Origin of the sequence: Enterobacter sp. 22452 (assembly GCF_052045065.1) — a bacterium.
Lineage (GTDB): Bacteria > Pseudomonadota > Gammaproteobacteria > Enterobacterales > Enterobacteriaceae > Enterobacter > Enterobacter mori.
On record NZ_JBQEOB010000002.1, the window covers coordinates 437,080 to 463,342 of the forward strand.

26 protein-coding genes and 1 pseudogene are annotated in these 26,263 nt (G+C 54.8%); 8 read left to right on the forward strand and 19 right to left on the reverse strand.

Features of this window, described 5'->3' with window-relative positions; all coding sequences use genetic code 11:
• Window positions 1-3: 3 nt before the first annotated feature.
• From citC to ACTJJA_RS07270, 4 genes are all read right to left on the reverse strand, one after another.
• Window positions 4-1,071 (reverse strand): [citrate (pro-3S)-lyase] ligase, encoded by a 1,068-nt coding sequence (gene citC / locus ACTJJA_RS07255; protein WP_440667107.1) that lies wholly within the window; start codon window positions 1,069-1,071, stop codon window positions 4-6.
• 18 nt (window positions 1,072-1,089) lie between these two features.
• Window positions 1,090-1,953 carry a fumarylacetoacetate hydrolase family protein gene (locus ACTJJA_RS07260; protein ID WP_440667109.1) on the reverse strand — a complete coding sequence of 288 codons (864 nt, stop codon included), beginning with the start codon at window positions 1,951-1,953 and terminating at the stop codon, window positions 1,090-1,092.
• A 71-nt stretch (window positions 1,954-2,024) separates the two neighbouring features.
• Entirely contained in the window at window positions 2,025-3,269 is a 1,245-nt protein-coding gene (locus ACTJJA_RS07265) for an MFS transporter (RefSeq protein ID WP_440667111.1), read from the reverse strand.
• Window positions 3,270-3,344: 75 nt separating this feature from the next.
• Window positions 3,345-4,433, reverse strand: a complete 1,089-nt coding sequence (locus ACTJJA_RS07270; protein WP_440667113.1) for a 4-oxalomesaconate tautomerase — start codon at window positions 4,431-4,433, stop codon at window positions 3,345-3,347.
• A 154-nt stretch (window positions 4,434-4,587) separates the two neighbouring features.
• Between ACTJJA_RS07270 and ACTJJA_RS07275 the strand changes: the two genes are divergently transcribed.
• The 3 genes from ACTJJA_RS07275 (at window position 4,588) to ACTJJA_RS07285 (ending at window position 7,344) form a co-directional block, all read left to right on the forward strand.
• Window positions 4,588-5,514: a LysR family transcriptional regulator gene (locus ACTJJA_RS07275; RefSeq protein WP_303568669.1), complete on the forward strand. Its 927-nt coding sequence runs from the start codon at window positions 4,588-4,590 to the stop codon at window positions 5,512-5,514.
• 101 nt (window positions 5,515-5,615) lie between these two features.
• Window positions 5,616-6,329 (forward strand): isochorismatase family protein, encoded by a 714-nt coding sequence (locus ACTJJA_RS07280; protein WP_440667115.1) that lies wholly within the window; start codon window positions 5,616-5,618, stop codon window positions 6,327-6,329.
• 61 nt (window positions 6,330-6,390) lie between these two features.
• Entirely contained in the window at window positions 6,391-7,344 is a 954-nt protein-coding gene (locus ACTJJA_RS07285) for a GlxA family transcriptional regulator (RefSeq protein WP_440667117.1), read from the forward strand.
• Window positions 7,345-7,353: 9 nt separating this feature from the next.
• On the opposite strand, the gene nhoA is transcribed toward ACTJJA_RS07285, so the two are convergent.
• Window positions 7,354-8,190, reverse strand: coding sequence for an N-hydroxyarylamine O-acetyltransferase (gene nhoA, locus ACTJJA_RS07290; protein ID WP_440667119.1), 837 nt, complete (start codon window positions 8,188-8,190; stop codon window positions 7,354-7,356).
• A 108-nt stretch (window positions 8,191-8,298) separates the two neighbouring features.
• On the opposite strand from nhoA, the gene ACTJJA_RS07295 reads away from it, so the two are divergent.
• The 3 genes from ACTJJA_RS07295 (at window position 8,299) to ACTJJA_RS07305 (ending at window position 9,814) form a co-directional block, all read left to right on the forward strand.
• Window positions 8,299-8,871 (forward strand): flavin reductase family protein, encoded by a 573-nt coding sequence (locus ACTJJA_RS07295; RefSeq protein ID WP_440667121.1) that lies wholly within the window; start codon window positions 8,299-8,301, stop codon window positions 8,869-8,871.
• A 126-nt stretch (window positions 8,872-8,997) separates the two neighbouring features.
• The gene (locus ACTJJA_RS07300) at window positions 8,998-9,360 is read left to right on the forward strand and encodes a CHAP domain-containing protein (protein WP_421510413.1); all 363 of its coding nucleotides are present in this window, start codon (window positions 8,998-9,000) and stop codon (window positions 9,358-9,360) included.
• Between the two features lies 1 nt (window position 9,361).
• Complete coding sequence (locus ACTJJA_RS07305) at window positions 9,362-9,814, forward strand: DUF3828 domain-containing protein (RefSeq protein ID WP_440667123.1); 453 nt, start codon at window positions 9,362-9,364, stop codon at window positions 9,812-9,814.
• Window positions 9,815-9,909: 95 nt separating this feature from the next.
• On the opposite strand, the gene fusA is transcribed toward ACTJJA_RS07305, so the two are convergent.
• On the reverse strand, window positions 9,910-12,009 hold the full coding sequence (gene fusA, locus ACTJJA_RS07310) for an elongation factor G (protein WP_440667125.1): 2,100 nt from the start codon (window positions 12,007-12,009) through the stop codon (window positions 9,910-9,912).
• 161 nt (window positions 12,010-12,170) lie between these two features.
• Between fusA and ACTJJA_RS07315 the strand changes: the two genes are divergently transcribed.
• Window positions 12,171-12,470 (forward strand): ArsR/SmtB family transcription factor, encoded by a 300-nt coding sequence (locus tag ACTJJA_RS07315; protein WP_047023136.1) that lies wholly within the window; start codon window positions 12,171-12,173, stop codon window positions 12,468-12,470.
• Here ACTJJA_RS07315 and ACTJJA_RS07320 read toward each other — a convergent pair.
• Both ACTJJA_RS07320 and ACTJJA_RS07325 read right to left on the reverse strand, forming a co-directional pair.
• Window positions 12,463-13,104, reverse strand: a complete 642-nt coding sequence (locus ACTJJA_RS07320; RefSeq protein ID WP_440667127.1) for a helix-turn-helix domain-containing protein — start codon at window positions 13,102-13,104, stop codon at window positions 12,463-12,465. The genes ACTJJA_RS07315 and ACTJJA_RS07320 overlap by 8 nt on opposite strands.
• A 121-nt stretch (window positions 13,105-13,225) precedes the next feature.
• A complete protein-coding gene (locus tag ACTJJA_RS07325) occupies window positions 13,226-14,554 on the reverse strand; it encodes a 2-hydroxycarboxylate transporter family protein (RefSeq protein WP_440667129.1) in 1,329 nt (442 codons plus the stop codon).
• A gap of 384 nt (window positions 14,555-14,938) precedes the next feature.
• Here ACTJJA_RS07325 and ACTJJA_RS07330 point away from each other — a divergent pair, with 384 nt between their 5' ends.
• The gene (locus tag ACTJJA_RS07330; RefSeq protein ID WP_440667131.1) at window positions 14,939-16,624 is read left to right on the forward strand and encodes an NAD-dependent malic enzyme; all 1,686 of its coding nucleotides are present in this window, start codon (window positions 14,939-14,941) and stop codon (window positions 16,622-16,624) included.
• A gap of 39 nt (window positions 16,625-16,663) precedes the next feature.
• Here ACTJJA_RS07330 and pptA read toward each other — a convergent pair whose 3' ends face one another.
• From pptA to ACTJJA_RS07385, 11 genes and pseudogenes are all read right to left on the reverse strand, one after another.
• Window positions 16,664-16,894, reverse strand: a complete 231-nt coding sequence (gene pptA / locus ACTJJA_RS07335) for a tautomerase PptA (RefSeq protein WP_440667133.1) — start codon at window positions 16,892-16,894, stop codon at window positions 16,664-16,666.
• Between the two features lie 37 nt (window positions 16,895-16,931).
• Entirely contained in the window at window positions 16,932-17,549 is a 618-nt protein-coding gene (locus ACTJJA_RS07340; RefSeq protein ID WP_440667135.1) for a glutathione S-transferase family protein, read from the reverse strand.
• Window positions 17,550-17,597: 48 nt separating this feature from the next.
• On the reverse strand, window positions 17,598-18,485 hold the full coding sequence (locus tag ACTJJA_RS07345) for an ABC transporter substrate-binding protein (protein ID WP_440667137.1): 888 nt from the start codon (window positions 18,483-18,485) through the stop codon (window positions 17,598-17,600).
• Between the two features lie 9 nt (window positions 18,486-18,494).
• On the reverse strand, window positions 18,495-19,268 hold the full coding sequence (locus ACTJJA_RS07350) for an amino acid ABC transporter ATP-binding protein (protein ID WP_440667139.1): 774 nt from the start codon (window positions 19,266-19,268) through the stop codon (window positions 18,495-18,497).
• On the reverse strand, window positions 19,252-20,178 hold the full coding sequence (locus ACTJJA_RS07355; protein ID WP_182945460.1) for an amino acid ABC transporter permease: 927 nt from the start codon (window positions 20,176-20,178) through the stop codon (window positions 19,252-19,254). The genes ACTJJA_RS07350 and ACTJJA_RS07355 overlap by 17 nt, the downstream gene beginning before the upstream one ends.
• Before the next feature lie 9 nt (window positions 20,179-20,187).
• Entirely contained in the window at window positions 20,188-20,697 is a 510-nt protein-coding gene (locus ACTJJA_RS07360; RefSeq protein WP_010431475.1) for a GNAT family N-acetyltransferase, read from the reverse strand.
• Between the two features lie 9 nt (window positions 20,698-20,706).
• A pseudogene (locus tag ACTJJA_RS07365) lies at window positions 20,707-22,970 on the reverse strand (NtaA/DmoA family FMN-dependent monooxygenase).
• A gap of 16 nt (window positions 22,971-22,986) precedes the next feature.
• The gene (locus ACTJJA_RS07370) at window positions 22,987-24,108 is read right to left on the reverse strand and encodes an amidohydrolase (RefSeq protein WP_010431480.1); all 1,122 of its coding nucleotides are present in this window, start codon (window positions 24,106-24,108) and stop codon (window positions 22,987-22,989) included.
• Window positions 24,105-25,106: an LLM class flavin-dependent oxidoreductase gene (locus ACTJJA_RS07375; protein ID WP_440667142.1), complete on the reverse strand. Its 1,002-nt coding sequence runs from the start codon at window positions 25,104-25,106 to the stop codon at window positions 24,105-24,107. Before ACTJJA_RS07375 ends, ACTJJA_RS07370 begins: the two co-directional genes overlap by 4 nt.
• 109 nt (window positions 25,107-25,215) lie before the next feature.
• A complete protein-coding gene (locus tag ACTJJA_RS07380; RefSeq protein WP_440667143.1) occupies window positions 25,216-25,755 on the reverse strand; it encodes an AAA family ATPase in 540 nt (179 codons plus the stop codon).
• Window positions 25,756-25,827: 72 nt separating this feature from the next.
• On the reverse strand, window positions 25,828-26,226 hold the full coding sequence (locus ACTJJA_RS07385; protein WP_440667719.1) for a (R)-mandelonitrile lyase: 399 nt from the start codon (window positions 26,224-26,226) through the stop codon (window positions 25,828-25,830).
• Window positions 26,227-26,263: the final 37 nt, after the last annotated feature.

Here is a 26,263-nt window from a genome sequence, read left to right on the forward strand (position 1 = left end):
CGGTTAAACCGCTGCCGACATCGGTTCGGATAAACAAGGCTGATGCTGTACCTCTTTATTCAGAAACGCGCGCGTGGTGGCCGGCACCATGCGGCTGGCGGCAGAGAGTTTGTTTTCATTTAATAAACGACGAACGGCTGAAGCCGAGACAGGCACATTATTGCCATCCGTTTTTCTTTCTATTTCGTGTACGCTGACACGCACCGCTGAACACGTTTCGTCTTCCAGCCAGCGGTGCATCGCCCGGTTATATTCCGCAGTTAACGGGCAAAAAGGTTCGGTACCGACAAAACGATGAGTAATATTCAGCGCGGGGGCGATATAACGTCTGAACAGCATGAGGTCAATGGCAGCATAGGCTTTATCGATGACCTGCTTATCTTTCAGGAAATAGCCCGGGAATGTGCCGCGAGAAATAATATACGACGACCCCGGATGAACAGTGACATTCTGCAGATGCCGCGCGCCGTCTCTGACCATCGCAAACCGTTCTTTAAACGAAAAAGCGGAGACATCTTCCTGCACCACGAATACATGCAGCCAGTCGCACCGGCTGGCCGCATGCTCGATAAGATATTGATGGCCCAGGGTGAACGGATTCGCGTTCATCACAATCGCGCCAATGTTTTGCCCGGGTACGAAATGATGGCGACGCAGCTGGCTGCAGTAACGATGAATACCGACCGGCGAATTCTCCATTAATGCCGCACAGTTCTCGATCGTCACCAGGGGATAAAACCCGCATCCGCGAAATGACTTTACGTTATCCGGACAGGTAAAAAGAAAGAGCTGATGTTCGCCGTTTTGTGCCGCCAGAAGCTCGGCCTCATGAATTAACGTCAGGCTTAACGACGTGCCCCGCCACCCGGCATCCACGGCAATGCATTTTAGCGTGTTACCCGCAATGCCGGTGCAGGCGACAAGCTGGTACTGATAGCGCGCAACGATAAATTGCTCAATATCATTATCAATGCCTAAACCGTTGCGGGCCAGGAAGCGGGCTACCTCCTCTCTGGCCTGAACGTTACCGGCTTTAATCACCTCAAATTCTGGCGTGGTGGCGGTGTACATCGTCTCTCTCCTGAGCGTCTAGACGGTTAATTCTTGCTGCTGGGGTTGCGCTTCCACGATGGTGTTCATCAGGCGGCCAATGTTTTCGATTTCAACTTCGACGCGATCGCCATCGCGCATAAACAGAGGCGGATTACGTTTTTTTCCAACACCACCGGGCGAGCCGGTAATGATCACGTCCCCGGCGCTGAGGGAGGTAAACGTGCTGATATAGGCAATAAGATCCGCTACTTTGTGGATCATGCTGCCGGTGGAGTCATTCTGGACCAGCATGCCGTTCAGCCAGGTATAGATGGTCAACGCGTGAGGGTCGGGGATCTCATCTGCCGTAGTCATATACGGGCCGAAGGCGCCGGTTTGCTTCCAGTTCTTACCGGCGGTGAACCAGGCGTGCTGCCAGTCGCGGACGGAACCATCCATGTAGCAGCTGTAGCCTGCGACGTGGCTGAGCGCATTTTCGACGTCAATTCGGGTACCGGGTTTACCGATGATCACGGCCAGCTCGCCTTCGTAATCAAACTCGCTGGAGAGAACCGGTTTTAAAACCGGCCGCGCATGTCCGGTTTGGGAATCAGGAAAGCGGATAAACAGCGTGGGAGCATTATTCGTCTCGGCAAATTCTTTTCTTTTTTCCGCGTAATTCATCCCCACGCAGAAAATCTTTCCCGGCTCTTCTATCACGGGCAGGAAGGTAATGTCTTCAGGCATCATATCCACAGGGCAATCGTGATATTGCCTGGCGACGTCAACCGCATCCCATTGCAGAAGGTCTTTCAATGTCGCATAGTGATGACCGATTTTATTACCCAGATCGATAATGCCGGACTGTGTATAAATTCCGTAGCTTTTACGGCCCTGATGAATATAGCTTGCTAATTTCATAATAATACCCGATTGATATACGTGCTCATTCTGTGTTCACGCCCGGAGGCGTGAACACATTGCCATGCTATTTATTCAGCTGACTGCGCTGGAACCAGCACCTGTTTATTTCCGGATGCCAGATACGTTGCCACCACAACGCCCACGCCAAGTAATGCCAGAATAAATCCGGTCATTCCCTGCCAGCCCATTGAATGGAAGACGAAACCGTTGATAAACCCTATAACCGAACCGCCCATGTAGTAGAAGAATAAATAGAGCGCGACGGCCTGGCCTCTTGCATGCGTTGCGTTTTTACTGACCCAGCTTAAACCGATAGAGTGGCAGCCGAAGAAACAGCCGGTAAAAATCACAGCGCCAACAATGAAGGTGACGACATTTGACGTCAGCGTCAGCAGCATCCCCAGGGCCATCATCAGGAACAGCACGCGCAGGACTTTCATTGCGCCATATTTCGCCGATAATCGACCTGCCTGAGGAGCCGTAAAGAAACTCAGGGCGAAGCTAAAGGAGAGCAGACCCGCGTTTGCTGGTGAAATATGGAACGGCTCGCCTTTCAGGAAGAAGGCCAGATAGTTATATAGTGAGGTAAATGCGCCGAAAATAATGAAGCTGATAACAAACGCCAGCGCCAGATTTTTGTTTTTGAAATGCGATGCCGCCCCTTTCACCATGCGCATTACATTAAGATTTTGCGTAGGCGTAAAGTTTTTCGATTCTGGCAGCAGGAACTTTACCAGAATGGCAACCGCAATCAGGCTGACCGCAAACCCGTAAAAGATGACATTGATTGAAACGTGATCGATCAGCTGGCTGGCGACAATACGCCCGGACATTCCGCCCATCGAATTACCGAAGACAAAATATCCCGTCACGATGCCTGCCGCCACTGGTGCGACCTCTTCACTGATGTAGGCGGTTGCCGCCGCCGCGATGCCGCTCAGCGCCAGACCAATTACCGCACGCAGCGCCACCAGCATCGTCCAGGATTCCACCAGCGGGCATAGCAGCGTCAGAATGCCGCCCAGCAGGAGGGAGACGATAATTAACCGCTTCCTGCCATAGTGATCGGATAACGTCCCGGTAAACAGCAGCCCAATTGCCAGCAGTGCCGTTTCTGCGGATAAGATAATACTCACCTGACTGACCGGGACATTATATTCTACAGCAAGTGTCGGGAGCAGCGGTTGAATAAAAAACAACGAAGCAAGTTCCGCAAGCCCGGATAATGCCAGCGCCAGAATTACACGAATATGCGCGCTGGCTTTTACCGGATCGGGAGCTTTCAGGGTATTGTTAGCATGCGTTAACGCCATAATAACCTCAGTATTATAGTTAAGGTACAGAGTGTGATTTATTTAAGATGAATCAGTTTTTAGTTCAGGTTTTACTTAATCTACTTCAGAGAGCATTTTTTCTGGCACACAAACGACACCTTCAAATAACTTGCGCGACGTGCGAATAACCGCAGCTCGGGTATTTTCGATGTTATTTCCGTCCCTCAGCAACGATACGGATATTTTTCCACTGGGGTGTTCAATATCAATAATATTGGTAAAGCGTTCCTTTGGACGATCGGCAACAATTTTGGCGGCGACGGAGCCTTCAATCAGCGTTGCGGTTGAGATACCAATCGAGCCGGTAATCGCCAGTGATTTATGACAGGTATGCGGCATGAAATAACGCACCTGCAGCGTTCCGCCGTTACGCGCCCGGCTAAGAAGAACCGGTTTAGGGATGACTTTGTTGGACACGTCCCCTAACCCCATCGCCGCGCCAGCCTGGCGGCGCAGTTTCTCCAGCCTTTCCTTAAACGCCCTATCGCCATCTAATTCGGAAGGTGACTCCCCGCCTGTTTTGCCCAGCGCCGAGGCGTCAATCAGAACCATCGGCATCGCCATATCAATACAGGTAACTTCAATGCCGTCTAACATGTTTGTCACGCTGTCTGTTGGCAGCAGTTTCCCCGTTTTCGACCCCGCTGAATTCAGGAAGGTTAAGCCAATCGGTGCCGCTGTACCCGGCACACCGTCGATCTGGGTATCGCCTTCATACACGACGCGATAATCAGGCGTTTGCACTTCGGCATCCACCAGTGTCCCGGTGTTGAGATTGCGGATACGCACCGTCGTCACCGGGCTTTGCGCCATCACCAGCCCTTTTTCAATGGCAAAGGGGCCCACGGCACAAAGCATATTGCCGCAGTTAGGCGTGGTATCGACGCGACGTTCGTTCACCATCACCTGGGCGAATAAGTAATCCACATCCGCGTCCGGACTGTCGGACGGACTGACGATCGCCACCTTACTGGTTTGCGGGCTTCCACCGCCAATGCCGTCAATTTCGAGCTCGTGGCCTGCGCCCATCAGGCTGAGTAAAACCGCATCACGCGCTTCAGTTTCCGCAGGCAGATCGCTGGCCAGAATGACTGGGCCTTTTGAGGTACCGCCACGCATTAATACGCAAGGGATCTTTAACATGTCTTTTTCTCATTTCGCGTTTATCAGGAACGCAATTAGGTTTTCACACTCCCGTTGATAACTCTAATGTCAAAAAAAGCAGGATTAATACGTTTTGCACATTAATAGCCATTACGTTATCGTGGTTATAGGAAAGCAATAATCAGGTGCAGATATGCAGCATGAATTACAGGGAATACAAGCGTTTGTAAAAATTGCAGAAATCGGTTGTTTTACAAAAGCGTCGCAATTTCTTCATATTTCACAACCGGCTTTAACACGCAGAATTCAGAAGCTCGAAGAGAGCCTGGGGACCACGCTGTTTGAACGTTCCACGCGCAGCGTCAAGCTCACAACCGTGGGAAGGGAATTTTTACCTAAAGCGAAGAATTTAATCGATTTTTATGAAAGCGCGATCCTGAGTATTAAAGAGATGGCGACCCATCAGGCAGGGGTTATTACCGTTTCCTGTATCCCGACTGCCGCGTTCTATTTTCTGCCTTCAGTGATACGAGATTATAACAATGACTATCCAAACATCCGTATCCGCATACTTGAGCACAGTGCCAGCGATTGTCTCGAAGCGGTATTAAATGGCGACGCAGATTTCGGCATAAATATGATAAACGTCACACATCCTAATATCGATTTTGCGCCGCTGGTGAATGAACCCTTTGTTCTGGCATGCCGACGGGACAATGAGCTGGCGAAGAAACCGCTGGTGACATGGGACGATCTGGCAGGCATGAAGCTGATCGGCGTAAGGCGCTCCAGCGGGAACCGTTCGCTTATCGATCAGGCGTTCGAGAAAATGGCCTGGAAACCGAACTGGTTTTATGAAGTGCGTCATCTGTCAACGTCGCTGGGGATGGTGGAAGCGGGTCTTGGCGTGTCGGTCGTTCCCAGCCTGGCGATGCCGACCGATGAACATCATGTCCTTGTCAGCCGTCCGCTGATTGAGCCCGTCATACGCCGTACGCTGGGGCTGGTCCAACGCCGTGAAACGCCGCTCAGCCCGGCTGCGGAAAAATTCAGAGAGATGCTTGTTCAACTTTGGTCTGGTGAAAACAACAGCCCCTGGATCAGCAAGTTTATGCAGTAATTTGGCCCAAAAGTACCGTTATTGGTTCTTCAGGTCACTCCTGCCGCTGGAGACGGTGAGGAATAATGGCTCCCGAACACAACACAGAGGGAGTGATCGTGATGAAACCATTTTTTCGTACGGCAGTGATGATCGGCATGATGAGCGCCTTTTCCACTTGTGCTACCGCGCAGGAGACAACCCGCATGAATACCAAAACCATTCGCGCAATAACGGGCGCAGAAGCTACCCCATCCTTATCAGCGTCTGAAACTGCGTTAATCGTGGTGGATATTCAAAACGAATATTACGCATCAAGAGATTTTCGCGGTCAGATGGTGATCCCGGAGGGTGAAAACGTGCTGAAAAACAGCCAAAAACTGGTCACCTACGCCCACCGGGTAGGGATGCCGGTCTACTTCGTTCGTCATATGGGGCCGAAAGACAGCCCGCTGTTTGCCGAGGGCTCTCTCTCTGCGCAGTTCCATAAAGATCTGCAGCCTTCTGCACAAGACGCCATTATCACCAAAGCGACCCCGAGCGCTTTTGTTGGCACCGATCTGGATGCGCAATTAAAGAAAAAAGGGATTAAAAAGGTGATTGTTATTGGCCTGATGACGCATATGTGCATTTCGTCCACCGCGCGTGACGCTGTACCGCTGGGTTACAGCGTGATTATTCCTGAAGATGCAACGGCAACGCGCGATCTGGATGACGGCAAGGGCGGCGTGGTGGATCACAAAACGCTGCAGCGGGCGGCATTAGCCGGTGTGGCCGATGTATTCGCTGAGGTAATGACCACCAAAGGCGTTATGGCACTGCCGGTCACAAAATAAGACCGGACTTGATCCCTGGCGCCAGCCAGACTTCTATACTGGCTGGCACATGGAGGCTTATATGACGTTGAAAATTGGTATTGTGGTATTTGATGGCATCATCCCTTTTCACCTTTCGGTGCCGTATGCCGTGTTTGAAAAAGCGCTCACGCCACAAGGCGACCCCCTTTGTCAGTTAGTCGTTTGCGCCACGACGCCCGGCGTACTGAAAACCAATGCCGGATTTTCGATCGTTGTTGAACGCGGGCTGGATGCGTTGGTCGGAATGGATATGGTGATCGTCCCAAGCTGGGATGTTCCCGAGCGAGCCCCGGATCCCGACCTCCTGCTGGCGCTGCAAAAGGCCCATGCTGCGGGTGCACGCATTGTGGGTTTGTGCATGGGCGCATTTGTGGTTGCCGCCGCCGGGTTACTGGAACATCGTCCTGCGACAACGCACTGGCGATGGGCGGCTGATTTTCAGCGCCTCTATCCCTCCGTGCACATAGATAAAGACGTGCTTTATATTGATGATGGTGACATTGTCACTTCCGCCGGAACGGCGGCGAGTATTGACTGCTGCCTGCATCTGGTGCGTCAGGCATGGGGTGCTGAAGTGGCAAACGGCGTGGCGCGCTTATTGGTTGTACCGCCGCACCGCCAGGGCGGGCAGCGGCAGTATGTCGAGCTGCCGGTTCAGAATACGCGTCGCGGGGATTATTTCACCGATGCGCTGGCCTGGGCGACGGAGAATCTCCAGCTCGCACTCACGCTGGACTGCGTGGCGGAGAAAGCCTGCATGAGCCGACGCAGTTTTACCCGGCGGTTCCAGCAAACCACGGGGGAAAGTTTTTCGCGCTGGCTACTCAACCAGCGCATCATCGTCGCACAGCGCTATCTCGAAAAAACCGACCAGCCGGTGGATGACATTGCCGAGCGCGTCGGTTTTCCTTCGACGACCTCTTTACGCCGTCACTTTCACAATCTGCTCAATACCTCACCTTCCCGCTATCGACGCGAGTTTCGCGGCCGATAGCGAAGTGAGTTATTTTCCCTGCGTTTCAAAACCCGCCATCACGGCCGTGAGCTCAGCCAGTGAAAATCCGTGTTTTGCATCGTCAACGCCCAGTCCAAAGCGTTCCTGCATCAGTCGGTAAAGCGCTTCAGCGTCCGGCAAATGGATCTGCTCCACCACATGGCCATTTTGCCAGTGGGTAAAGTTGAAGTTAGTCAGCGTCAGCTTGCCGCCGTCAGGCAAGTGACGACACATCAGCAGATGGTGACGGAAATGCGACTGCGGCCAGTGCGCCGACCAGAAATTCCCCATCACATAATCACTGAAATACTGCGTCGTCAGGTCAAAATGATACATCGACTGCCAGTGCTCGTGGTGGCGGAACTGCAGCACCCAGTCGTTACCCTCACTCAGCAGACGATACAGCCCGTGCGGCGTCTCTTGTTCTCCATTGGCAATCAAACGAATCGGCGCCGTCAACGTCTGGCCGCCAAACCCTACGTCGGCAATCCAGCGTTCACCGTTAAGCTCCACCAGCAGCAGGCGGTGTGTACGCGGCGGCATTTGCGGCGGATTCGCCAGAACGACGCGCCCCAGCACGCTGCGTACCGTAAAGCCAACTTCGCGCAATACGCGTTCGAACAGGCCGTTTTGCTCAAAGCAATAGCCTCCGCGGCGCGCGGAGACCAGCTTGTCGACCAGATTCTGATCCTCAAGGTGGATCTCTCGCGGCAGGACGACATCAATATTTTCAAAAGGGATCGCACAGTTGTGGTGTAAATGCAGCGCGCGCAGGGTGTCGATATCAACCGCGGTCGGTTGCGTCCAGCCAATGCGAGCGAAATAGGCGGTCAGAAATGGGGACATTAATCAGTTTCCTTTGATTGTGATGTTCTGTTTATAAACTAATTTTATGCGCCCACTTTGATTTACGTGCTTTTTCGTCATACTCATCAAAGTAAATAAGGAGCCTCTATGAATCACTTTCGCCCTGTTGAATTACGTCATGCCAGCCGTCTGCTGAACCACGGTCCGACTGTGCTTATCACCAGTCGGGATGAAAGCCTCGACAAACGCAACGTGATGGCCGCCGCATGGTCAATGCCCGTTGAGTTTGAACCGCCGCGCATCGCGATCGTCGTGGATAAAAGTACCTGGTCACGTGAGCTGATTGAGCGCAGCGGGAAATTTGGTATCGTCATCCCCGGCGTGGCAGCAGCCAACTGGACATACGCGGTCGGTAACGTTAGCGGACGCGATGAAGATAAATTCAACTGCTATGGGATCCCGGTCGTGAACGGTCCTGAACTTGGCCTGCCGGTTATTGAAGAGAAATGTCTGGCGTGGATGGAGTGTCGGTTATTACCTGTAACTTCTGCGGCAGAAAAATATGACACCCTGTTTGGTGAAGTGGTTTCAGCAGCAGCAGACGAACGCGCGTTTGTCGCCGGACGCTGGCAGTTTGACGGGGATAAGTTGAATACGCTGCATCATCTTGGGGCCGGGACGTTTGTGGTGAGTGGGAAGATAGTGAAGGCGTTGGATTGATTTCGTAAATCATATCCTACTGAAATATAAAAATTTTCCATGGCATTTTATGTTTACCACGGCGAAATAAAACGGAGGATATTCTGCAGTTGTTGCATTAGCAATGCTCACACTAAGGAAATATCTATGTCATGGAATAAAAGGGAAGCCGTTTCATATGCCCGCAGTCACGCACATCAAAAAAGCTCTGGTTATTGTGCCCGCGCAGTGGCCGCAGCGATCCGTGCCGGAGGCTTGAAAATTGAAGGAGCTGATGCCAAAGATTTCTGGCGTTCTCTTGAGAAAGCCGGATTCACAAAAACTTACGGCACCCCAATTGAGGGTGATGTTGCTGTTATTGACGCACTCCCCGGCCCACACCAGAACGGACACGCATGCATTTATGATGGTTCTGGAACCTGGTATTCTGATTTCAAACAAAACAGCCTCTATCCTGGGTCAACATATCGAAAGCTCCAACCCAAAATAACTATTTACAGGCACAACTAATATGAAAAAAGCCTTATTGATTTTACTTCTGGGCTCTTGCTCAGCGTTGGCGCAACAAAACGATCCCGTTCAACAGGCTGTTAATTTCAATAAATGGTATGTTAATCAAATTAGCAAGGATGCCTTTCCAATAACTGACAGCCGCGAGATCGATAAATTTGTCACTGCATCCACAATGAAAAAACTTCGTCATGCTCAGGATCCTAACTACGCTGATGATGACTTTTATGACGCGGATATTTTTTTAAAAGCGCAGGATATTGGCAATGACTGGCCCAGCAATGTAGCCGCAATTGCAGGTGACACAGATCCTGTATGCGTAAATGTATATATCGCATTTGGAAAAAAGCAGGATCACATCGTCATTGACTGCATGGTCAAAGAAAATGGAGCCTGGAAAGTACAGTCAGTCGCCAGGGTAGAATTTTCAAGAAACGTTACTGCTACAAAATGACTTAATCGATGAAAAGCTAGGATGCTGATATTTAGAGATCTTTTAGGTCATAAAAGCACATGGTAGCCTAGCGACTACCATGTGCAGTTAATTAACTACTTAGCTCGCCGCGAAATAATCTCATCCGCAACATTCCGCGGTGCTTCTGCGAAATGATGGAACTCCATCGTATAGGTCGCGCGCCCCTGGGACATCGAACGCAGTGTGGTGGCATAGCCAAACATCTCTGCGAGCGGCACGTCGGCACGAATAATCTGGCTGCCGTACTGCTCTGCCATCCCCTGCACCATGCCGCGACGGGAAGAGAGATCGCCCATAATATTTCCGGCGTACTCTTCCGGCGTTTCCACCTCCACGTGCATCACGGGCTCCAGGATGACCGGATCCGCTTTACGCGCGCCCTCTTTGAAGCCCAGGATCGCCGCCATGCGGAAGGCCATCTCCGAGGAGTCGACGTCGTGATACGAACCAAACGTCAGGGTGGCTTTCACATCCACGACCGGATATCCCGCCAGCACCCCAGAGTTCATGGCCTCACGCAGTCCTTTCTCAACGGAAGGAATATACTCGCGCGGCACCACGCCGCCCTTGGTGGCATCTTCAAACTTGAAGCCGCTGCCCGGCTCTAACGGTTCAAGGCTGAGCACCACATGGCCGTACTGCCCTTTACCGCCGGTCTGACGGACAAATTTGCCTTCGATGTCCTTCACCGCTTTACGCAGGGTTTCACGGTACGTTACCTGTGGACGACCAATATTTGCCTCCACGCCAAACTCACGCTTCATGCGGTCGACGATAATTTCCAGATGAAGCTCGCCCATCCCGGAGATAATCGTCTGGCCAGACTCCTCGTCGGTATGGAGTCGGAACGACGGGTCTTCTGCCGCCAGACGCTGCAGCGCGATACCCATTTTCTCCTGGTCGGCCTTGGTTTTCGGCTCGATCGCCAGAGAAATTACCGGGTCCGGGAACTCCATACGTTCAAGCGTGATGACCGCATTAGGGTCGGTCAGCGTGTCACCGGTCGTGACATCTTTCAGACCCACGCATGCCGCGATATCGCCCGCGCGCAGTTCGTCCACCTCGTGGCGATCGTTCGCATGCATCAGCACGATACGCCCGATACGCTCTTTCTTCCCTTTTACCGGGTTATACACCGCGTCGCCTTTGCGCAGCACGCCGGAGTAGACGCGGATAAACGTCAACTGCCCGACGTACGGGTCGCTCATCAGTTTGAACGCCAGCGCCGAGAACGGTTCGTCATCACTCGGATGACGCTCCGCGTGCTGTCCTTTTTCATCCACGCCGTCAATGGCCGGCACGTCCAGCGGCGACGGCATCAGTTCGATCACGGCATCCAGCATGCGCTGCACGCCTTTATTTTTGAAGGCGCTGCCGCACAGCATCGGCTGGATTTCACCGGCAATGGTGCGAATACGCAGCCCCTTAATGATTTCAGCTTCATCAAGATTGCCCGTTTCCAGGTACTTATCCATCAGTTCATCGCTTGCTTCCGCCGCCGCAGAGACCATTTTTTCGCGCCACTCTTGCGCGGTACTGAGCAGATCGTCAGGTACCGGCGCATAGTTAAACGCCATGCCCTGAGTGGCATCGTCCCACAGAATGGTGCGCATCTTGATGAGATCCACCACGCCGGTGAAATGTTCTTCTGCGCCAACCGGGATCACAATCGGCACCGGATTGGCCTTCAGGCGTTCCTGCATCATCCGCACGACACGGAAGAAATCGGCACCCGGACGGTCCATTTTGTTGACGAACGCAATGCGTGGAACCTTGTATTTGTTCGCCTGACGCCAGACGGTTTCCGACTGCGGCTGCACGCCGCCTACTGAGTCATACACCATCACGGCACCATCGAGCACGCGCATGGAACGTTCCACCTCTATGGTGAAATCCACGTGCCCCGGAGTGTCGATGATGTTGATCCGGTGCGGCTCAAACCCCCGGTCCATACCCGGCCAGAAGCAGCTGACCGCCGCGGAGGTAATGGTGATACCGCGCTCTTGCTCCTGAGCCATCCAGTCGGTGGTTGCCGCGCCATCGTGTACTTCACCCAGCTTGTGGCTCATCCCGGTATAAAACAGGATGCGCTCAGTGGTGGTTGTTTTACCGGCATCGATATGCGCGGAGATACCGATGTTGCGATAACGTTCGAGGGGGATGGGTCGGGGCATGATATTTCCTTAAGTCTTCAAGACTGTATTGTGACGACCGGGATGGTCGTATATTCGTTCGTTTGTTATAATAGTCCTATTGTACGAGTATTATCGAACTATTTTTTAACGATTGACCTATTGTTGATATAGCTCAATCTGACATTTCACGCAGGAAAACCATGATCCCAAACCACCCCGAACCTGAACAAATACTCCTGGAAAACGTGCTGTTCGCCCTCGGCAACCCGCTCCGCCTCTCGATAATTCGCAGGCTTGCCGACGGCAGTGAACTGAGTTGCAATGCGCTACGCCCGGAGGATGTAGTGAAATCCACCATGACACACCACTGGCGCGTACTGCGCGACAGCGGCGTTATCTGGCAGCGCCCGCAGGGGCGGGAAAATATGATTTCATTGCGAAGAGAGGATCTGGATGCCCGCTTTCCGGGGCTGATGGAGATACTGCTGCAGGTTAAATAGTCTCTGCCCCTTCAATGCGATAAACGGGGATCCGTCGGGTTGTTTTGGTGAGCGTATCAAACACCTCGGCCTCAGATGTCACTATCCTGATCCCCGTTTTGCGTAACCTCTGAACATCCGCCGCGATGCGCTGAATACCAAACCAGAAAAGCCCGTCGAGCGCCGTCACGGACAGTCCGTTTTCCAGCGCCAGCTTGAGTCGTTCGCGGGGCGCTTTCACCTGCTGGGCGATTTGCCGGTAAGGGACTTCATTACATCCTGTCGCGTCACTGCGCTGGATCCGCGTTTTCAACTGATAGGTAAACTCGTCAGGTATTCCGTTGAGATCCTTTTTAAGGCTATAGACGCAGCCAAAGCGCTTGCCGTTAAACAGAACATTTTTCTGACTAAGCTGAAGCTCGTTTCTGACGCCGTCTATCAGCTGTGGCGCACGGGTGAGGAGAAGCCTGAAGGGAAGCTCGAAGCTGGTCACATAATCCACATTTAGCAGCGCGAGGCGCAAGCGCTCCTCAGCACCGGATTTTTGCTCACGACACTCTTCCAGCACCTCTGCCCACTGGCGCGTCAGGCGTTCCGGCTCGGCGGCTTCGGTAAGGAGATATTTTTCAATCTGGTAATCGACTCTTCCGGTCATAGTGGTGTATCCGGTCGCTGTGGATGGGGTAATTCTATCCAGCGCGGCGACTTTTATAAAGGACTGAACCGCAACGGCATTCACAAAATGCCGTTGTGATTCAGTCTCCTGATATTTCGAATCAGTGCGCCATTATCCAGCCCATCAGCAGCGTGGCGAAAATCACCGTCGATGCGCCGCCGATACGGGTAGCGATTTGCGCGAACGGCATCAACGACATGCGGTTAGAGGCGGATAAAATCGCCACGTCCCCTGTCCCACCCAGCCCGCTGTGGCAGCAGGTAACGATCGCCGCTTCCACGGGATACATATTCAGACGCGATGCAACAAAATAGCCGCTCAGCGCCATCGCAATCACGATCGATCCGCACACCACAACGTAGCCCACCGAGAAGACCGCCACCACGCTCTCCAGCGGCACGTACAGCATGCCCAGACCAATCATCAGCGGCCAGACCAGCGCTGCCGAGACAAACTTATAGCAACTGTGCGCCCCCTGTTCCATGGAACCGGGAATCACCCTGAAATACTTACACAGCACGGCGATGAGGATCATCAGCACCGGACCAGGGATGTGCACAAGTTTTTCAAACAGCCCACCGACGATGAAAAATGCGCACACCATTAGCAGCCCGCCCCCCATCAGGTGGAAATCCGTCTGCTGAACGCTTTGCACCCCCGCAAACAGATTCTGATCGTCCTTGCTGCGGGTTAGCATGCCGTTTCCCGAAAGTGCAGGACGTTTCGTTCCCAGACGCGCCAGCGTACCCGCACAGATGATGGCGAAGATATTACCGACGACGGCGGCAGGGGCCAGCTGTGCGACGTAAACGTCAGGCGCTTGTCCGAGTATGGCCGAATACGCCAGCGACAGTGGCAAAATTCCCTCACCAATCCCGCCGCCAATAATCGGCACGATGATGAAGAAAAATGTGTGGTAAGGCGTATAGCCAAACAGCGAGCCGACGATTAACCCGCTCATTACCGCCATCAGCGTCCCGACAACCAGGGGTACAAACATGCGGATCATCCCCTGGATAAGCAGCACCCGGTTCATCCCCAGAATGCTTCCCACCACCAGGCAGGCAATGACGAAATAGAGCAGATTCGCCTCTTTCATCAGCAGGTGTACGGTATCCAGCGTCTGTTTTTCGAACACGCCAAAATAGACCAGGATGGATGGCACCATCAGGCAGAGAATGGCCGGACCACCGATGTCCTTTAACAGCGGGATCTGACGACCGATTTTGGCAAAGGCGAAACCGAGCGTCATGATCACCGCCAGTCCACCGATCATATTTTTCGGCAGCAGCCCCGCCCATGCGGACGTCGCCACGATGGTCGCAATGCCCACAAACAACATCAGTGGGACAGCGCCCACTTCGGCATTACTCAACCCTAACGTAAAACGCGCGGAGAACGGAGAAGTCGATACAGGATTATCTTTCATATAATCACCTGATTAGTAGGTTCGGATATAAAAACAGGAGTAAAAACCGATAACTCCCGTGTTCAAAAATATTCTTTATATTTAATAATTTTAAATCGCCATTTATAAAATGGTTCAGCATGAAATTAGCACGAGCATTCAGCCAGAAATGTGAAGGCCGTAATGATTTCTTTTTATAAACTTAATTCATCTTTTCGTAAGTAAAGTTATTAATTACCACCCGTATTTTGAAATTAATAAAACCAGACAGAGTGTGACCCTTATCACCACCGCCCTGATTTTTAACCGCTAGATTAGCGCTAAATAAAAAACATAAACGCGCTTAAGAGCAGACCTGCTTCGCAAATCTTATTTAATCCGTTTTAACTATTTCAGGAGTCAACCATGTCTCGCAAAGAAGTGCTGTACACGCCCTATAACGGCGCTGTACTGCTGGAAAACCCATTACTGAATAAAGGCCTCGCGTTCATTAAAGAGGAACGTGATAATTTTAATCTGCACGGCTTATTACCGCATAATGTTGAAACCATTGAAGAGCAGACCGAACGCGCATGGGTACAATTCTGTCATTTCAAAAGTGATATTTCCCGCCACGTTTATCTGCGCAATATTCAGGACACCAATGAGACCCTGTTTTACAATCTGTTGCGGAAACATATGAAGGAGACGCTGCCGATCATATATACCCCAACGGTTGGTGAAGCCTGCGAACATTTTTCTACCATCTATCGTCGGGCGCGCGGGCTTTTTATTTCATGGCCGAATCGCCACCGCATCGATGAAATGCTACAAAGTTTCTCGCGTAATGATATTCGCGTGATCGTGGTGACTGACGGAGAGCGTATTTTGGGCCTTGGCGACCAGGGGATCGGCGGAATGGGCATTCCGATTGGTAAATTGTCATTGTATACCGCGTGCGGTGGTATTCATCCGGCCTCAACGTTACCGATTATGCTGGATGTTGGCACCAATAATCAGCAACATCTGGACGACCCGCTGTATATGGGCTGGCGTCATCCACGCATCAGCGACGAGCAATACGCTGAATTTATGGATATGTTTATCAGTACCGTCAGAGCCCGCTGGCCAACTGTTTTACTACAGTTCGAAGATTTTGCGCAAAAAAATGCGACCCGATTACTCCAGCGTTACCGCGACCAGCTGTGCTGCTTCAATGACGATATTCAGGGAACCGCTGCCGTCACGGCCGGCACGCTGATTGCTGCCGCCCATGCAGCCGGAACCCGCATTCGCGATCAGCGCGTGGTCTTCCTCGGCAGCGGCTCTGCAGGATGCGGTATAGCCGAAAAAATCGTGGCGCTGATGGTCGACGACGGGCTAACCGAGGCCGAGGCCCGCAGCCGGATCTTTATGGTCGATCGTTTTGGCTTACTGACCGACGATATGACCAACCTGCTCGATTTCCAGAAAAACCTGCTTACGGCGCGGGAAGCCATTCGCGACTGGCAGGTGGAATCGTGCAATATTTCGCTGATGGAGGTGGTCAAAAATGCCCATCCAACCGTGATGATTGGCGTATCCGGTCAGCCGGGGCTGTTCAGCGAAACGATAGTTAAAGAGATGCACCGCCACTGTCCGCGCCCTATTATTATGCCCCTCTCTAATCCAACATCACGCGCAGAGGCGCAACCTCAGGATCTGATCGAATGGACGCAGGGTAGCGCTCTGGTTGCGACGGGTAGCCCCTTCTCGCCGGTATTCTGGCAGAACGAACAGTACGACATTGCACAGTGTAACAATGCCTACATTTTCCCCGGTCTGGGGCTGGGGATATTGGCCAGCAACGCGCGGCGGGTTACCGAAGAGATGTTGATGGTGGCGAGCCGCAGCCTGGCGGCACAATCGCCGCTGGTCACCACTGAAAAAGGTGGATTACTCCCTCCCGTCGACCGCATTGACACCGTGTCGCGCAATATCGCGTTTGCGGTCGCCCGGGCAGCGATTGAGCAAGGCGTTGCGGAGGCAATGGATGACGAGACCTTGCTGGCGCAAATCGAAAAAACCTGGTGGCAGGCGGACTATGCGCCGTACCGCAGGTCGGCGCTGTAGTTTCAACGCCGGGTAGCGTTCCCGCCTGCCCGGCAACCCTTACATCGAATACCCAGGCTTCTTGATCAGCTCGTCCAGTTTCGGTCCGATCTCGGTATCCCAGACCTTCGCTTTCCAGTCGGCTTCCTGAACTTCATTCAGCGCCACCGAAATGGAGCGGTCTTTGCTGTTCAGATGGCGCGTAATCACCTCGGCGATATCCGCCGCCAGAGCGTTTTTTTGTTCATCATTCAGATCGCGGGGAAAACATTTGATATCAACGTGTGGCATGTGCAGGCTTCCTGTTGTGGGTGAGCGTTCCACGTTATCAGATAATCTCGTTTGCCTTTAACACCTTGTGCAGTTCCGGCAGCGCACAAACGGAATCGGCAATTGACGTCATATTTGGCGTATTGGCTGCAAACCATTCGTGTCGTGGCCCCCAGGTGCGTGCGACCGCAATATAGACGTCGAGCAGCGTCAGCCGCTCCCCCAGCGCAAAAGGAGACGCGTTAAGTTGGCTATCGAACCACAGATAGAGTGATTTCCGGTACTCAATGCAGTTTTTCTTCAGCTGTTCCGGCGCGTCGGGCACCCAGCGTTCCGGATAATCAGCATAGGTAAAGGTGGGATAGACGTTCGCCACAAACCAGATGAGCAAACGCTGAAACTGCTGGCGCTCGGCCTGGCCGACGGGCGGGGCAAGATCCGGGCAACGGTCGAGCACCATCAGGGCAATGGCCGCGGTTTCTGTCATGATGGCGCCGTTTTCAAGCTCAAGCGTAGGCACCTGACACAGCGGGTTAAGTTTTTGCAGCAGCTCACGCTGCGGGCCGGGCTGGTCAAACCCGTCCACGTTGATAAACTGATAAGGGATATCTGCCAGGGTTAGCATCACTTCGCTGATTGCCGAGCCCCAGCCGGGTACGCCATAGAGTTTAATCATGTTGCCCCCTCCCCCCTCAGGAATGAAAACCCTAAGTATAGAGCACCATTAGTAGGTTATCCCCGGCGGGTTGACCTCCGACTGCGTCACCGCTTCGCCCTGTTCACCCCAGCGCGCCAGCACCTTCTGGTACTCTCCCCGCTTGATCGCACCGTCCAGCGCGGCCTGCAGCGCGTACACCAGCTCATTGCCCTTTTTCGTGGTGGTGGCTACAAACGCCTTCTTCGGCCCTAATCCCACGACGCGCGTTTTTCCGGTGAGCGCCGCTTTGTAGGCCGAGACTGACTGAGGCCCGAAGAACACGTCTGCCCTGCCGGACTGAATATAGAGATTGCCGGAGGCATCGTCCTGGAGATAGACCGGCAGCGCAGGCGTCCGCCCCGCTTTTTTGTTCTCTTCGTTCCAGCCCAGCAGTATGCGCTCCTGATTGGTACCCGAGCCGACAATCACCTTTTTCCCTGCCAGATCTTCCGCGCTTTTGATTGACTGAATCTCGCTGGTGGATTTCACCGAAAACGCCAGCGAATCGACGCGGTAGGTGGCGAAATCAAACTTCTCTTTGCGCTGTTCGGTCACCGCAATGTTCACCAGCGCCACGTCGTAGCGCCCGGAGCTGATCCCCAGCGGCCAGTCTTCCCACGCCGTCGGCACCAGCTTCAGCTTTAGCCCCAGGCTGCCCGCCAGCAGGCGAGCGATATCCGGGTCACTGCCGATGCGCGTGCGGTTATCGCTTGCCAGCAGCGCCAACGGCGGTGAATTGAGGGCTGAAATGGCCACCGTCAGCGTACCCGGTTCAACGAATGTGTAGTTCGCGGGGATCTTCGCCACCGCCTGCGGATCGAGCGTTACCGGCAGCGGCTGCTCGTTGGCTATCACATCAATGCTGGCGTGGCTCACCGTCGTGAAGACCAGCCCCGCCAGAAGTCCATATTTCATCTGCGCTCCTTACAGCACTTTAGACAGAAACTGGCGCGTTCGCGCATGCGACGGACGGTTCAACACCTCGTCGCTACTGCCCTGCTCAACAATTTTCCCGTCAACCATAAACACCACCTGATCCGCGACTTCACGGGCAAAGCCGATCTCGTGGGTGACGACCACCAGCGTGGTGCCGGATCGGGCGAGCTTTTTGATCACGTCCAGCACTTCGCCAACCAGTTCAGGGTCGAGCGCCGAGGTGGGCTCATCAAACAGCATCACGCGGGGGTGCAGCGCCAACGCGCGGGCAATGGCGATACGCTGCTGCTGTCCGCCGGAAAGATGGCGCGACCAGGCATCGGCTTTATCCCGCAGCCCAACCACGTCCAGCAGGCTGTACGCCCTTTCCACCGCCTCTTTTTTGCTGAGCTTTTTATGCGCGATGGGCGCTTCAATCAGGTTTTCCAGCACCGTCAGATGCGGGAAGAGATTAAAGTTCTGGAACACGTAACCTACGTTGACGCGCTGTTTGAGGATCTCCTTCTCCTTCAGCTCGTAGAGCCTGTCACCCTGACGGCGATAACCGATGTAATCCCCGTCAATCTGGATAAATCCTTCGTCAACGCGCTCCAGGTGGTTAATGGTGCGCAGCAGGGTTGATTTGCCGGAGCCGGACGGCCCCAGGATGACCGTCACGGACCCGGGCGGGATCTCAAGTGAAACGTTGTCGAGCGCCTTATGGCGGCCAAAAAACTTGCTGACGCCGGTAATCGAAATATGTCCTTCAGGAGAGGCTTGCATGAACGGGCTCCTGTGCTGGCGTGGAGGTAACGGAACGGACGCGGCGAGTGGCGCGGTTCTGATTGACGGCGGAGCGGCGTTCGCTGCGTGCCAGACCGCGCTCAACAACATACTGAATTGCGGACAAGACGGTGGTAATGACCAGATACCAGGCAGCACCGACCATCAGCAGCGGGATCACCTCCTGCGTGCGGTTGTAGATCATCTGAATGGTATAGAACAGTTCCGGCATCGCCAGGACGTACACCATCGCCGTACCTTTGGCGAGACTGATGATTTCATTGAATCCCGACGGCAAGATGGTGCGCAGCGCCTGAGGCAGAATGATCCGCACCGTACGACGCCAGGCCGGGAGACCCAACGCGGCGGCCGCTTCATACTGACCGTGATCGACCCCAAGGAAGCCCCCGCGAATGATTTCGGCGGTATAGGCGCTCTGCACCAGCGTCAGCCCCACCACGGCGGTAGAGAACTGTCCCAGCACGTTGATGGTGTCGAAGCTGCCCCATGTGATACCGGTGAACGGCACGCCCAGAGAGAGCGTGTCGTAGAGATAGGAGAAGTTGTAGAGAATGATCAGCACCACAATCAGCGGCAGCGACCGGAACAGCCAGATATAGCCCCACGCCAGGCTGTTCAGCAGCCATGACGAGGACAGTCTCGCCAGCGCCAGCAGGCCGCCCAACACCACGCTCAGCGCGGTGCCGATCAGGGTCAGCAGCAGGGTCTGCCCTACGCCTTCGAGGATCACCGGGTCAAAGAACCAGCGGGCGAATACCGCCCACTCCCAGCGCGGGTTAAAGGCCACCGACTGAATCACGACGGCCAGGACAAACAGCGCCACCGCGGCGCCGACGGCCCGCAGCGGATATCGCGCCGGGACCACCTTAATGGTTTCAACGTTGCTCATCGTCGTTCCTCATGCGGTTTTACTGAACGCTTCGCGTACCAGCGTTTTAGTGAAGCGCAGCCGACCGTCAAACGGCGGCTGGCTGTACTCTTCCGGATCCCGGTTCAGATCGAACTGCGCCTGGTAGCCCTGGCTGAGATAGAGCCTCACCGCCTCCGGCTGGCGAAAACCGGTTGTCAGGTAGATTTGGCTATATCCTGCCAGAACCGCCCGGCGCTCAAGCTCCTGCACCACGCGCCCGGCAAGCCCCTGCTGACGCAGGGTTTTGTCCGTCCAGATGCGTTTGATTTCCGCGGTGCGTTCGTCGAAAGGTTTGTACGCCCCGGTGGCGATAATCTTTCCGTCGCGCTCCAGTACGATAAACAGCCCCTGCGGCGCTAAATACCACTCGGTGAGTTCAACTTCCGCGTCTTTAGAGAAATAGTCCCCATAACGGGCGGCGTATTCCCCGAACAGCCCCTCGATGATGGGCTGGAGCTCGGCATCTTCCGGCGAAACGTCACGAAATTGTTCGCTCATGCAGCCTCCTTAATCGCCCAGGCCAGCAGGGTTCACTTCGGACTGAGGAATGCGCTCAACCCCTTCCCCCCAGCGGTTCAGCACTTTGTCGTAATCGCCGTTTTTGATGACGCCGTTCAGCGCGGTTTGCACCGGCTCAACCAGCCCGCTGCCTTTTTTCAGCGTCACCGCAATGTGCGCCGCCTTTGGCCAGCCGCCGTCGACGCTACCCACCAGTTTGGTTTTCCCGTTTAGCGCCGCTTTCCAGGCGCCAATCACGTTCGGACCAAAGTAGGCATCCGCGCGTCCGGACTGCAGCGCCAGCGTTTGTGCCGCATCGTCTTTGGTGTAGATCGGGGTAAAGGGTTTGAGTCCCTTCTTCAGGTTTTCGGCATTCCATGCCAGCAGGATGGCCTCCTGGTTGGTGCCGGAGCCAACGATAATCCGCAGCCCGGCGATGTCCTCCGCCTTCTCAAGCGACGCGATCGGGCTGGTTGATTTCACGTAGAACCCGAGGGAATCTTTTCGGTAGGTGGCAAAATCAAATTTCTCTTTGCGCTCTTTGGTCACGGTGATGTTGCTGATGGCCGCATCGTATTTTCCGGAGGCCACGCCCAGCGGCCAGTCTTCCCAGGAGGTCGGCACCACGTTCAGCTCCAGCCCCAGGCTGTCAGCGACCAGACGGGCGACGTCCACTTCACTTCCCAGCAGCGTTTTGTTGTCATCGGAAAACACCGTCAGCGGCGGTTGATTGAGACCCGCCACCGCAACGGTAAATTTCCCCGGCACGGCGAAGCGGTAATCTTTCGGCAGCTGTGCCACCGCATCGTTGTTTTTGGCGGTATTAACCGGCGTTTTATTGGCCTCGATGCTCACGCCGGTGCCGTTAATATTCACATTCTCTGCCCAGACGGCAGGGGTAAAGGCCAGCGCGAGCGCCAGAATAAGCGATGTTTTCTGCATAGCGGGGTTCTCTTTTATTGTTGTGTGAATTGGTTTTTAGGTTCGTCTAAGCCAAGACTTTCGCGCAGCGTGGTGCCGGGATAGTCGGTCCGAAACAGTCCGCGCGCCTGTAAAACGGGCACCACCTGGTCAACAAAGCGCGGGAAAGTGTCCGGCGTACCGCCCTGAATAATGAAACCGTCCGCCGCATGGCCTTCAAACCAGGCCTGCAGGCCGTCAGCCACCTCTTCCGGCGTGCCGGAAAAGCGCGGGCGCGGTGATGCAGCTTCAAGGGCCACCTGACGCAGGGTTAAGTTACGCTCTGCGGCATTACGCTTAATTTCATCGGTGGTGCTGCGGAAGCTGTTTTTGCCTAAGTCGCCGATATCCGGGAACGGCTCGTCGAGCGGATACTGGCCGAAATCGTGATGCTCAAAATAACGCCCGAGGTAGTTGAGGGCATCGTTAATCGACACCAGCGCCGCCGTGGTTTGATACTGGTTTTCCACGTCATCGGCGTCTTTACCCACAATGACGCTGACGCCCTGGAATATATGCAAATCAGACGCGCGGCGTCCGTTAATTTCCAGCTGCTGCTTCACGTCGCGATAAAAGGCTTTCGCTTCGTCGAGGGTTTCATGATGCGTAAAAATGGCGTCTGCATGTTTCGCCGCCAGTTTTTTTCCGTCGTCCGACGCGCCCGCCTGAAAGACAATCGGTCGTCCTTGTGGCGTTCGACCAATATTCAGCGGACCGGCGACCTGGAAGAAATCACCGTGGTGATCCAGGGTATGCAATTTTGCCGAATCAAAGAATTGGCCACTCTCTTTATTGCGCACAAAGGCGTCGCCCTCCCAGGAATCCCACAGCCCTTTCACGACGTCGAGATACTCGTCCGCAATGCGATAGCGGAGCGCATGCTCGGGGTGCTTTTCACGGGAAAAATTCTTCGCTGAGCCTTCCAGCGGCGAGGTCACCACGTTCCAGCCCGCGCGACCGTTGCTCAGGTGATCGAGGCTGGCAAACTGACGTGCCACGGTAAAAGGCTCGCTGTAGGAGGTGGATAAAGTTCCCACCAGGCCAAGGCGTGAGGTAATACTCGCCAGCGCGGATAACACCGTTAGCGGTTCAAAGCGGTTTAAAAAATGCGGGATCGATTTCTCGTTAATATAGAGGCCGTCGGCCACGAATAAGAAATCGAGTTTGCCCGCCTCCGCTTTTAGCGCCGTCTCTTTAACAAAATCAAAATTGATGCTGGCATCCGCGATTGCCGCAGGATGACGCCAGGCTGACATATTTCCGGATGCACCATGCAAAATGGTTCCCAGCCGCAGTTGACGATGTGCAGACATATTCACCTCAAATAAATTAAACGTGTTGCAGGGCTTTTTCCGCAAGCTGTGCAAAATAGCGGGCAGCGGGTTCAATGAGGGCCTCATCCGGATTAAAGGACGGGTGGTGTAAACCGAACGGGCTGTTGCTGCCAATGCTGACAAACGCGCCAGGAATAGACTGCAGATAGACCGCAAAATCTTCCCCGCCCATGTGCAGCTCCGCGTGCTGGGTTTCGTACCCTGACTCTCTGGCAACAGAGGTGGCGAAATCTGCCCAACGTTCGTCGTTCACCAGCGCGGTCGGTCCGGCATACCAGGTGATGTCGATCTGCGCACTGAAGGCGCTGGCAAACCCGGCGGCGATTTCCCCGACGCGGGCCTTCACGTTTTGCTGCACTTCCGTGCGATGGGTGCGCAGCGTGCCTTCCAGCTCCACGCTTTCCGGCAGGACATTCCAGGTGTTGCCTCCGGCAATGCGCGTTACGCTCAACACCACCGAATCCAGCGTGTTGACGTTGCGGCTGGCAACGCTTTGCAGCGCCGTCACCAGCTGGCTCGCCAGCACAATGGCGTCGTTGCCTTCGTGTGGACGTGCGGCGTGCGCCCCCTTGCCGGTAATGCGGATCACAAAGCGGTCAACGTTGGCATAAAACGGCCCGCCGCGAGTGGCAAACTCGCCCACCGGCAGCCCCGGCTCGTTATGCATACCGAAGATGGCACTAACGTCACGCAGGGCACCGGCCCGCACCATGCTTTTTGCGCCGCCAAAGTTCTCTTCCGCAGGCTGGAACAGGATCCGCACCCGCCCGTCGAGCGACGCTTCACGCTCTTTCAGCTTCAGCGCCGCGCCGAGGATCACGCTGGTGTGGATGTCGTGTCCGCAGGCATGCATCACCCCCGCACGCTGCGAGCTAAACGGCACGCCGCTGCGCTCCTCTATCGGCAGCGCATCAATGTCTGCGCGCAGCGCAATCAGCTTATTACCCGTCCCGATTTCCGCCACCAGCCCGGTTGTCAGGTCATACGGCAGCGGCGTAATGCCAGCATTCGTCAGCCACTGGCGCAGGCGTGCAGTCGTTTCGACCTCCTGTCCGGAGAGTTCCGGGTTCTGGTGCAGCTCACGACGCCAGGCAATCAGTTGTTCGCCAAAACTCATACGGTGACCTCCTTGTTGAGACGCGCTTCGGCAAGCAAACGCAGCGACGCGACGCGCGTTGCCCCCTCCGCGACCGGCGTGTCGATGATAAATTCGTCAATGCCCCACTGCTCGTGCAGGGCGTTCAGTTGTTCAAGCACCGAGTCAGCAGTGCCCGCCAGCAGGGACTGCGCCCGGCGGGCAATACGCACCGGCTCGCTGCCTGCCTGACGCGCAAAGGCGTAGGCCTGTTCTTCGCTGGCGACGGTCACGCGCTGGCCGTTTGCCAGCTCAACGCCCCATACTTCGACCTTCTGCGCCAGCGCGTCGGCCTGCTCCTGCGACTCCGCCACAATGGCCTGCACTGCAACAATCACATCGCGGGTGCTGTTCTGACGCCAGGTTGACACCACCTCTCGCAGCAGTTCCGGATCGCCGTTCAGATGAGCGGCAAAAACAAAGTGCCAGTCAAGTGATGCGGCGAGCAGCGCGCTTTCGGTACTGGCTCCCAGCAGGAACCCCTGCGCAGGCACCGACGGCAGCGGCGTGGCGCGAACGGCCTCCTCCGCCGACTGATTTTCAGGGCGGATCCAGCCGTCCAGCTGCGTCAGCTGTTCTGCAAAGCTGCCTTTTTCCTGAGGATGTAATCCGAGCTGCAATGCGCGGGTAGAGAGCGGGAGACCGCCGGGGGCTTTCCCGACGCCCAGATCCACGCGGCCCGGTGCCAGCGCGGCCAGAAGATTAAAGTTTTCTGCGACCTTATAGGGGCTGTAGTGCTGAAGCATGACGCCGCCCGACCCCACGCGAATGCGCGTTGTTTGCCCGAGGATCCAGGCAATCAGCAGTTCCGGCGAGGGGCTGGCGAGCTGAGGGGTGTTGTGGTGTTCGGCAATCCAGAAGCGGTGATAACCCAGCGTTTCCGCCTGCTGCGCCAGTGTTAAGGTACGTGCCAGCGCATCGGCGGCGGTTTCGTGTTCTGCGACGGGGCTTTTATCCAGAATGCTGATTCGCCATGACATGTTGCGTTCTCGTTTGACTTAACATGTCGTCATTATTAAAGGCGCGATTAACCTCTGAGAAACAATTAATTTACATTTAGTTTGCCGGAAATCAGATATGTAAACCCTGCTAACGGTGTGATTTAAGCGATGAAATCAGCGCCTCCGCCTCCTGCCGACGGGTGATGCGGACAAAGCGAATGTGGGCATATTGCGGATTTTGCATATCGGCTTCGTAGCGTTCGCGATTGCTGCGCCAGGTTTTGAGGGTCCATATGATGATGGAGTCCCGGCTAAAAAACGAGCGGCGGAAGCTTTCACGGTTTCCGGTGCCGGGCCACAGTTCCTGCTGGTGCCATGCACGTTTAAACGCACGCGTCACCGCCTGCCAGAGCGTGCGGGCGAACCCGCAGTCCACCCATACCACCAGATCTACCTCGCGCCATTTCACGGGACGAGTGCGGTTGTAGTTACCGTCGAGCACCCAGCCGGGCGTGGCGGCCAGCGTCTCCGCCAGCGTTTTCAGCAGCACCTCATCGGGCGTTCCCTGCCAGTCAGGACGCCAGTATAGCCTGTCCATCTCGATGTACGGGAGTGACAATTCCCTTGCGATGCGCCGGGCAAGCGTGCTTTTGCCACTCCCGCTGGTGCCGATAATATTGATTTTCACCGTTCCGCCTGACTATGCTGAAAAAAGGATCGCATCATATCCCTTTCTTTTTGTCACCGAAACGCTCATTAGCTAATCATTCGGGTACTGCACGTCACTCACTTTCTCCAGCCACTCAACCGGACTGCCGTTTACCGCTTCGGCGATGGCAATATGAGTCATCGCCGTTTGCGCACACGCGCCGTGCCAGTGCTTGACGCCCGGCGGGATCCACGCGATGTCGCCCTGGTTAAGCGGCTCCGCCTCTTTGCCCCACTCCTGCAGCCAGCCGCGCCCCTGGGTGACAATCAGCGTTTGTCCCAGCGGATGAGTGTGCCAGGCGGTACGCGCGCCCGGCTCGAAGGTCACCGTGGCCCCGCCTACTTTTGCCGGTTCTGTCGCCTGGAACGGCGCATCAATACGCACGATGCCGGTGAACCAGGCGTCTGGGCCCTTTACTGACGGTAATGAACCGCTGCGGATAATTTTCATCATGTACTCCTCATTGGCTGTTGCGTTAACAGTAGCG

Coding starts and splice junctions, on each gene's coding strand:
- ACTJJA_RS07285 (WP_440667117.1), top strand. CDS start 6,391: ATGACGTTGAAAATTGGTATTGTGGTATTTGATGGCATCATCCCTTTT.
- pptA (WP_440667133.1), bottom strand. CDS start 16,894: ATGCCACACGTTGATATCAAATGTTTTCCCCGCGATCTGAATGATGAA.
- ACTJJA_RS07350 (WP_440667139.1), bottom strand. CDS start 19,268: ATGCAAGCCTCTCCTGAAGGACATATTTCGATTACCGGCGTCAGCAAG.
- ACTJJA_RS07275 (WP_303568669.1), top strand. CDS start 4,588: ATGCAGCATGAATTACAGGGAATACAAGCGTTTGTAAAAATTGCAGAA.
- fusA (WP_440667125.1), bottom strand. CDS start 12,009: ATGCCCCGACCCATCCCCCTCGAACGTTATCGCAACATCGGTATCTCC.
- ACTJJA_RS07305 (WP_440667123.1), top strand. CDS start 9,362: ATGAAAAAAGCCTTATTGATTTTACTTCTGGGCTCTTGCTCAGCGTTG.
- ACTJJA_RS07355 (WP_182945460.1), bottom strand. CDS start 20,178: ATGAGCAACGTTGAAACCATTAAGGTGGTCCCGGCGCGATATCCGCTG.
- ACTJJA_RS07295 (WP_440667121.1), top strand. CDS start 8,299: ATGAATCACTTTCGCCCTGTTGAATTACGTCATGCCAGCCGTCTGCTG.
- ACTJJA_RS07280 (WP_440667115.1), top strand. CDS start 5,616: ATGAAACCATTTTTTCGTACGGCAGTGATGATCGGCATGATGAGCGCC.
- ACTJJA_RS07270 (WP_440667113.1), bottom strand. CDS start 4,433: ATGTTAAAGATCCCTTGCGTATTAATGCGTGGCGGTACCTCAAAAGGC.
- ACTJJA_RS07385 (WP_440667719.1), bottom strand. CDS start 26,226: ATGAAAATTATCCGCAGCGGTTCATTACCGTCAGTAAAGGGCCCAGAC.
- ACTJJA_RS07300 (WP_421510413.1), top strand. CDS start 8,998: ATGTCATGGAATAAAAGGGAAGCCGTTTCATATGCCCGCAGTCACGCA.
- ACTJJA_RS07320 (WP_440667127.1), bottom strand. CDS start 13,104: ATGACCGGAAGAGTCGATTACCAGATTGAAAAATATCTCCTTACCGAA.
- ACTJJA_RS07340 (WP_440667135.1), bottom strand. CDS start 17,549: ATGATTAAACTCTATGGCGTACCCGGCTGGGGCTCGGCAATCAGCGAA.
- ACTJJA_RS07360 (WP_010431475.1), bottom strand. CDS start 20,697: ATGAGCGAACAATTTCGTGACGTTTCGCCGGAAGATGCCGAGCTCCAG.
- ACTJJA_RS07375 (WP_440667142.1), bottom strand. CDS start 25,106: ATGTCATGGCGAATCAGCATTCTGGATAAAAGCCCCGTCGCAGAACAC.
- ACTJJA_RS07345 (WP_440667137.1), bottom strand. CDS start 18,485: ATGAAATATGGACTTCTGGCGGGGCTGGTCTTCACGACGGTGAGCCAC.
- ACTJJA_RS07370 (WP_010431480.1), bottom strand. CDS start 24,108: ATGAGTTTTGGCGAACAACTGATTGCCTGGCGTCGTGAGCTGCACCAG.
- ACTJJA_RS07330 (WP_440667131.1), top strand. CDS start 14,939: ATGTCTCGCAAAGAAGTGCTGTACACGCCCTATAACGGCGCTGTACTG.
- citC (WP_440667107.1), bottom strand. CDS start 1,071: ATGTACACCGCCACCACGCCAGAATTTGAGGTGATTAAAGCCGGTAAC.
- ACTJJA_RS07315 (WP_047023136.1), top strand. CDS start 12,171: ATGATCCCAAACCACCCCGAACCTGAACAAATACTCCTGGAAAACGTG.
- nhoA (WP_440667119.1), bottom strand. CDS start 8,190: ATGTCCCCATTTCTGACCGCCTATTTCGCTCGCATTGGCTGGACGCAA.
- ACTJJA_RS07260 (WP_440667109.1), bottom strand. CDS start 1,953: ATGAAATTAGCAAGCTATATTCATCAGGGCCGTAAAAGCTACGGAATT.
- ACTJJA_RS07325 (WP_440667129.1), bottom strand. CDS start 14,554: ATGAAAGATAATCCTGTATCGACTTCTCCGTTCTCCGCGCGTTTTACG.
- ACTJJA_RS07265 (WP_440667111.1), bottom strand. CDS start 3,269: ATGGCGTTAACGCATGCTAACAATACCCTGAAAGCTCCCGATCCGGTA.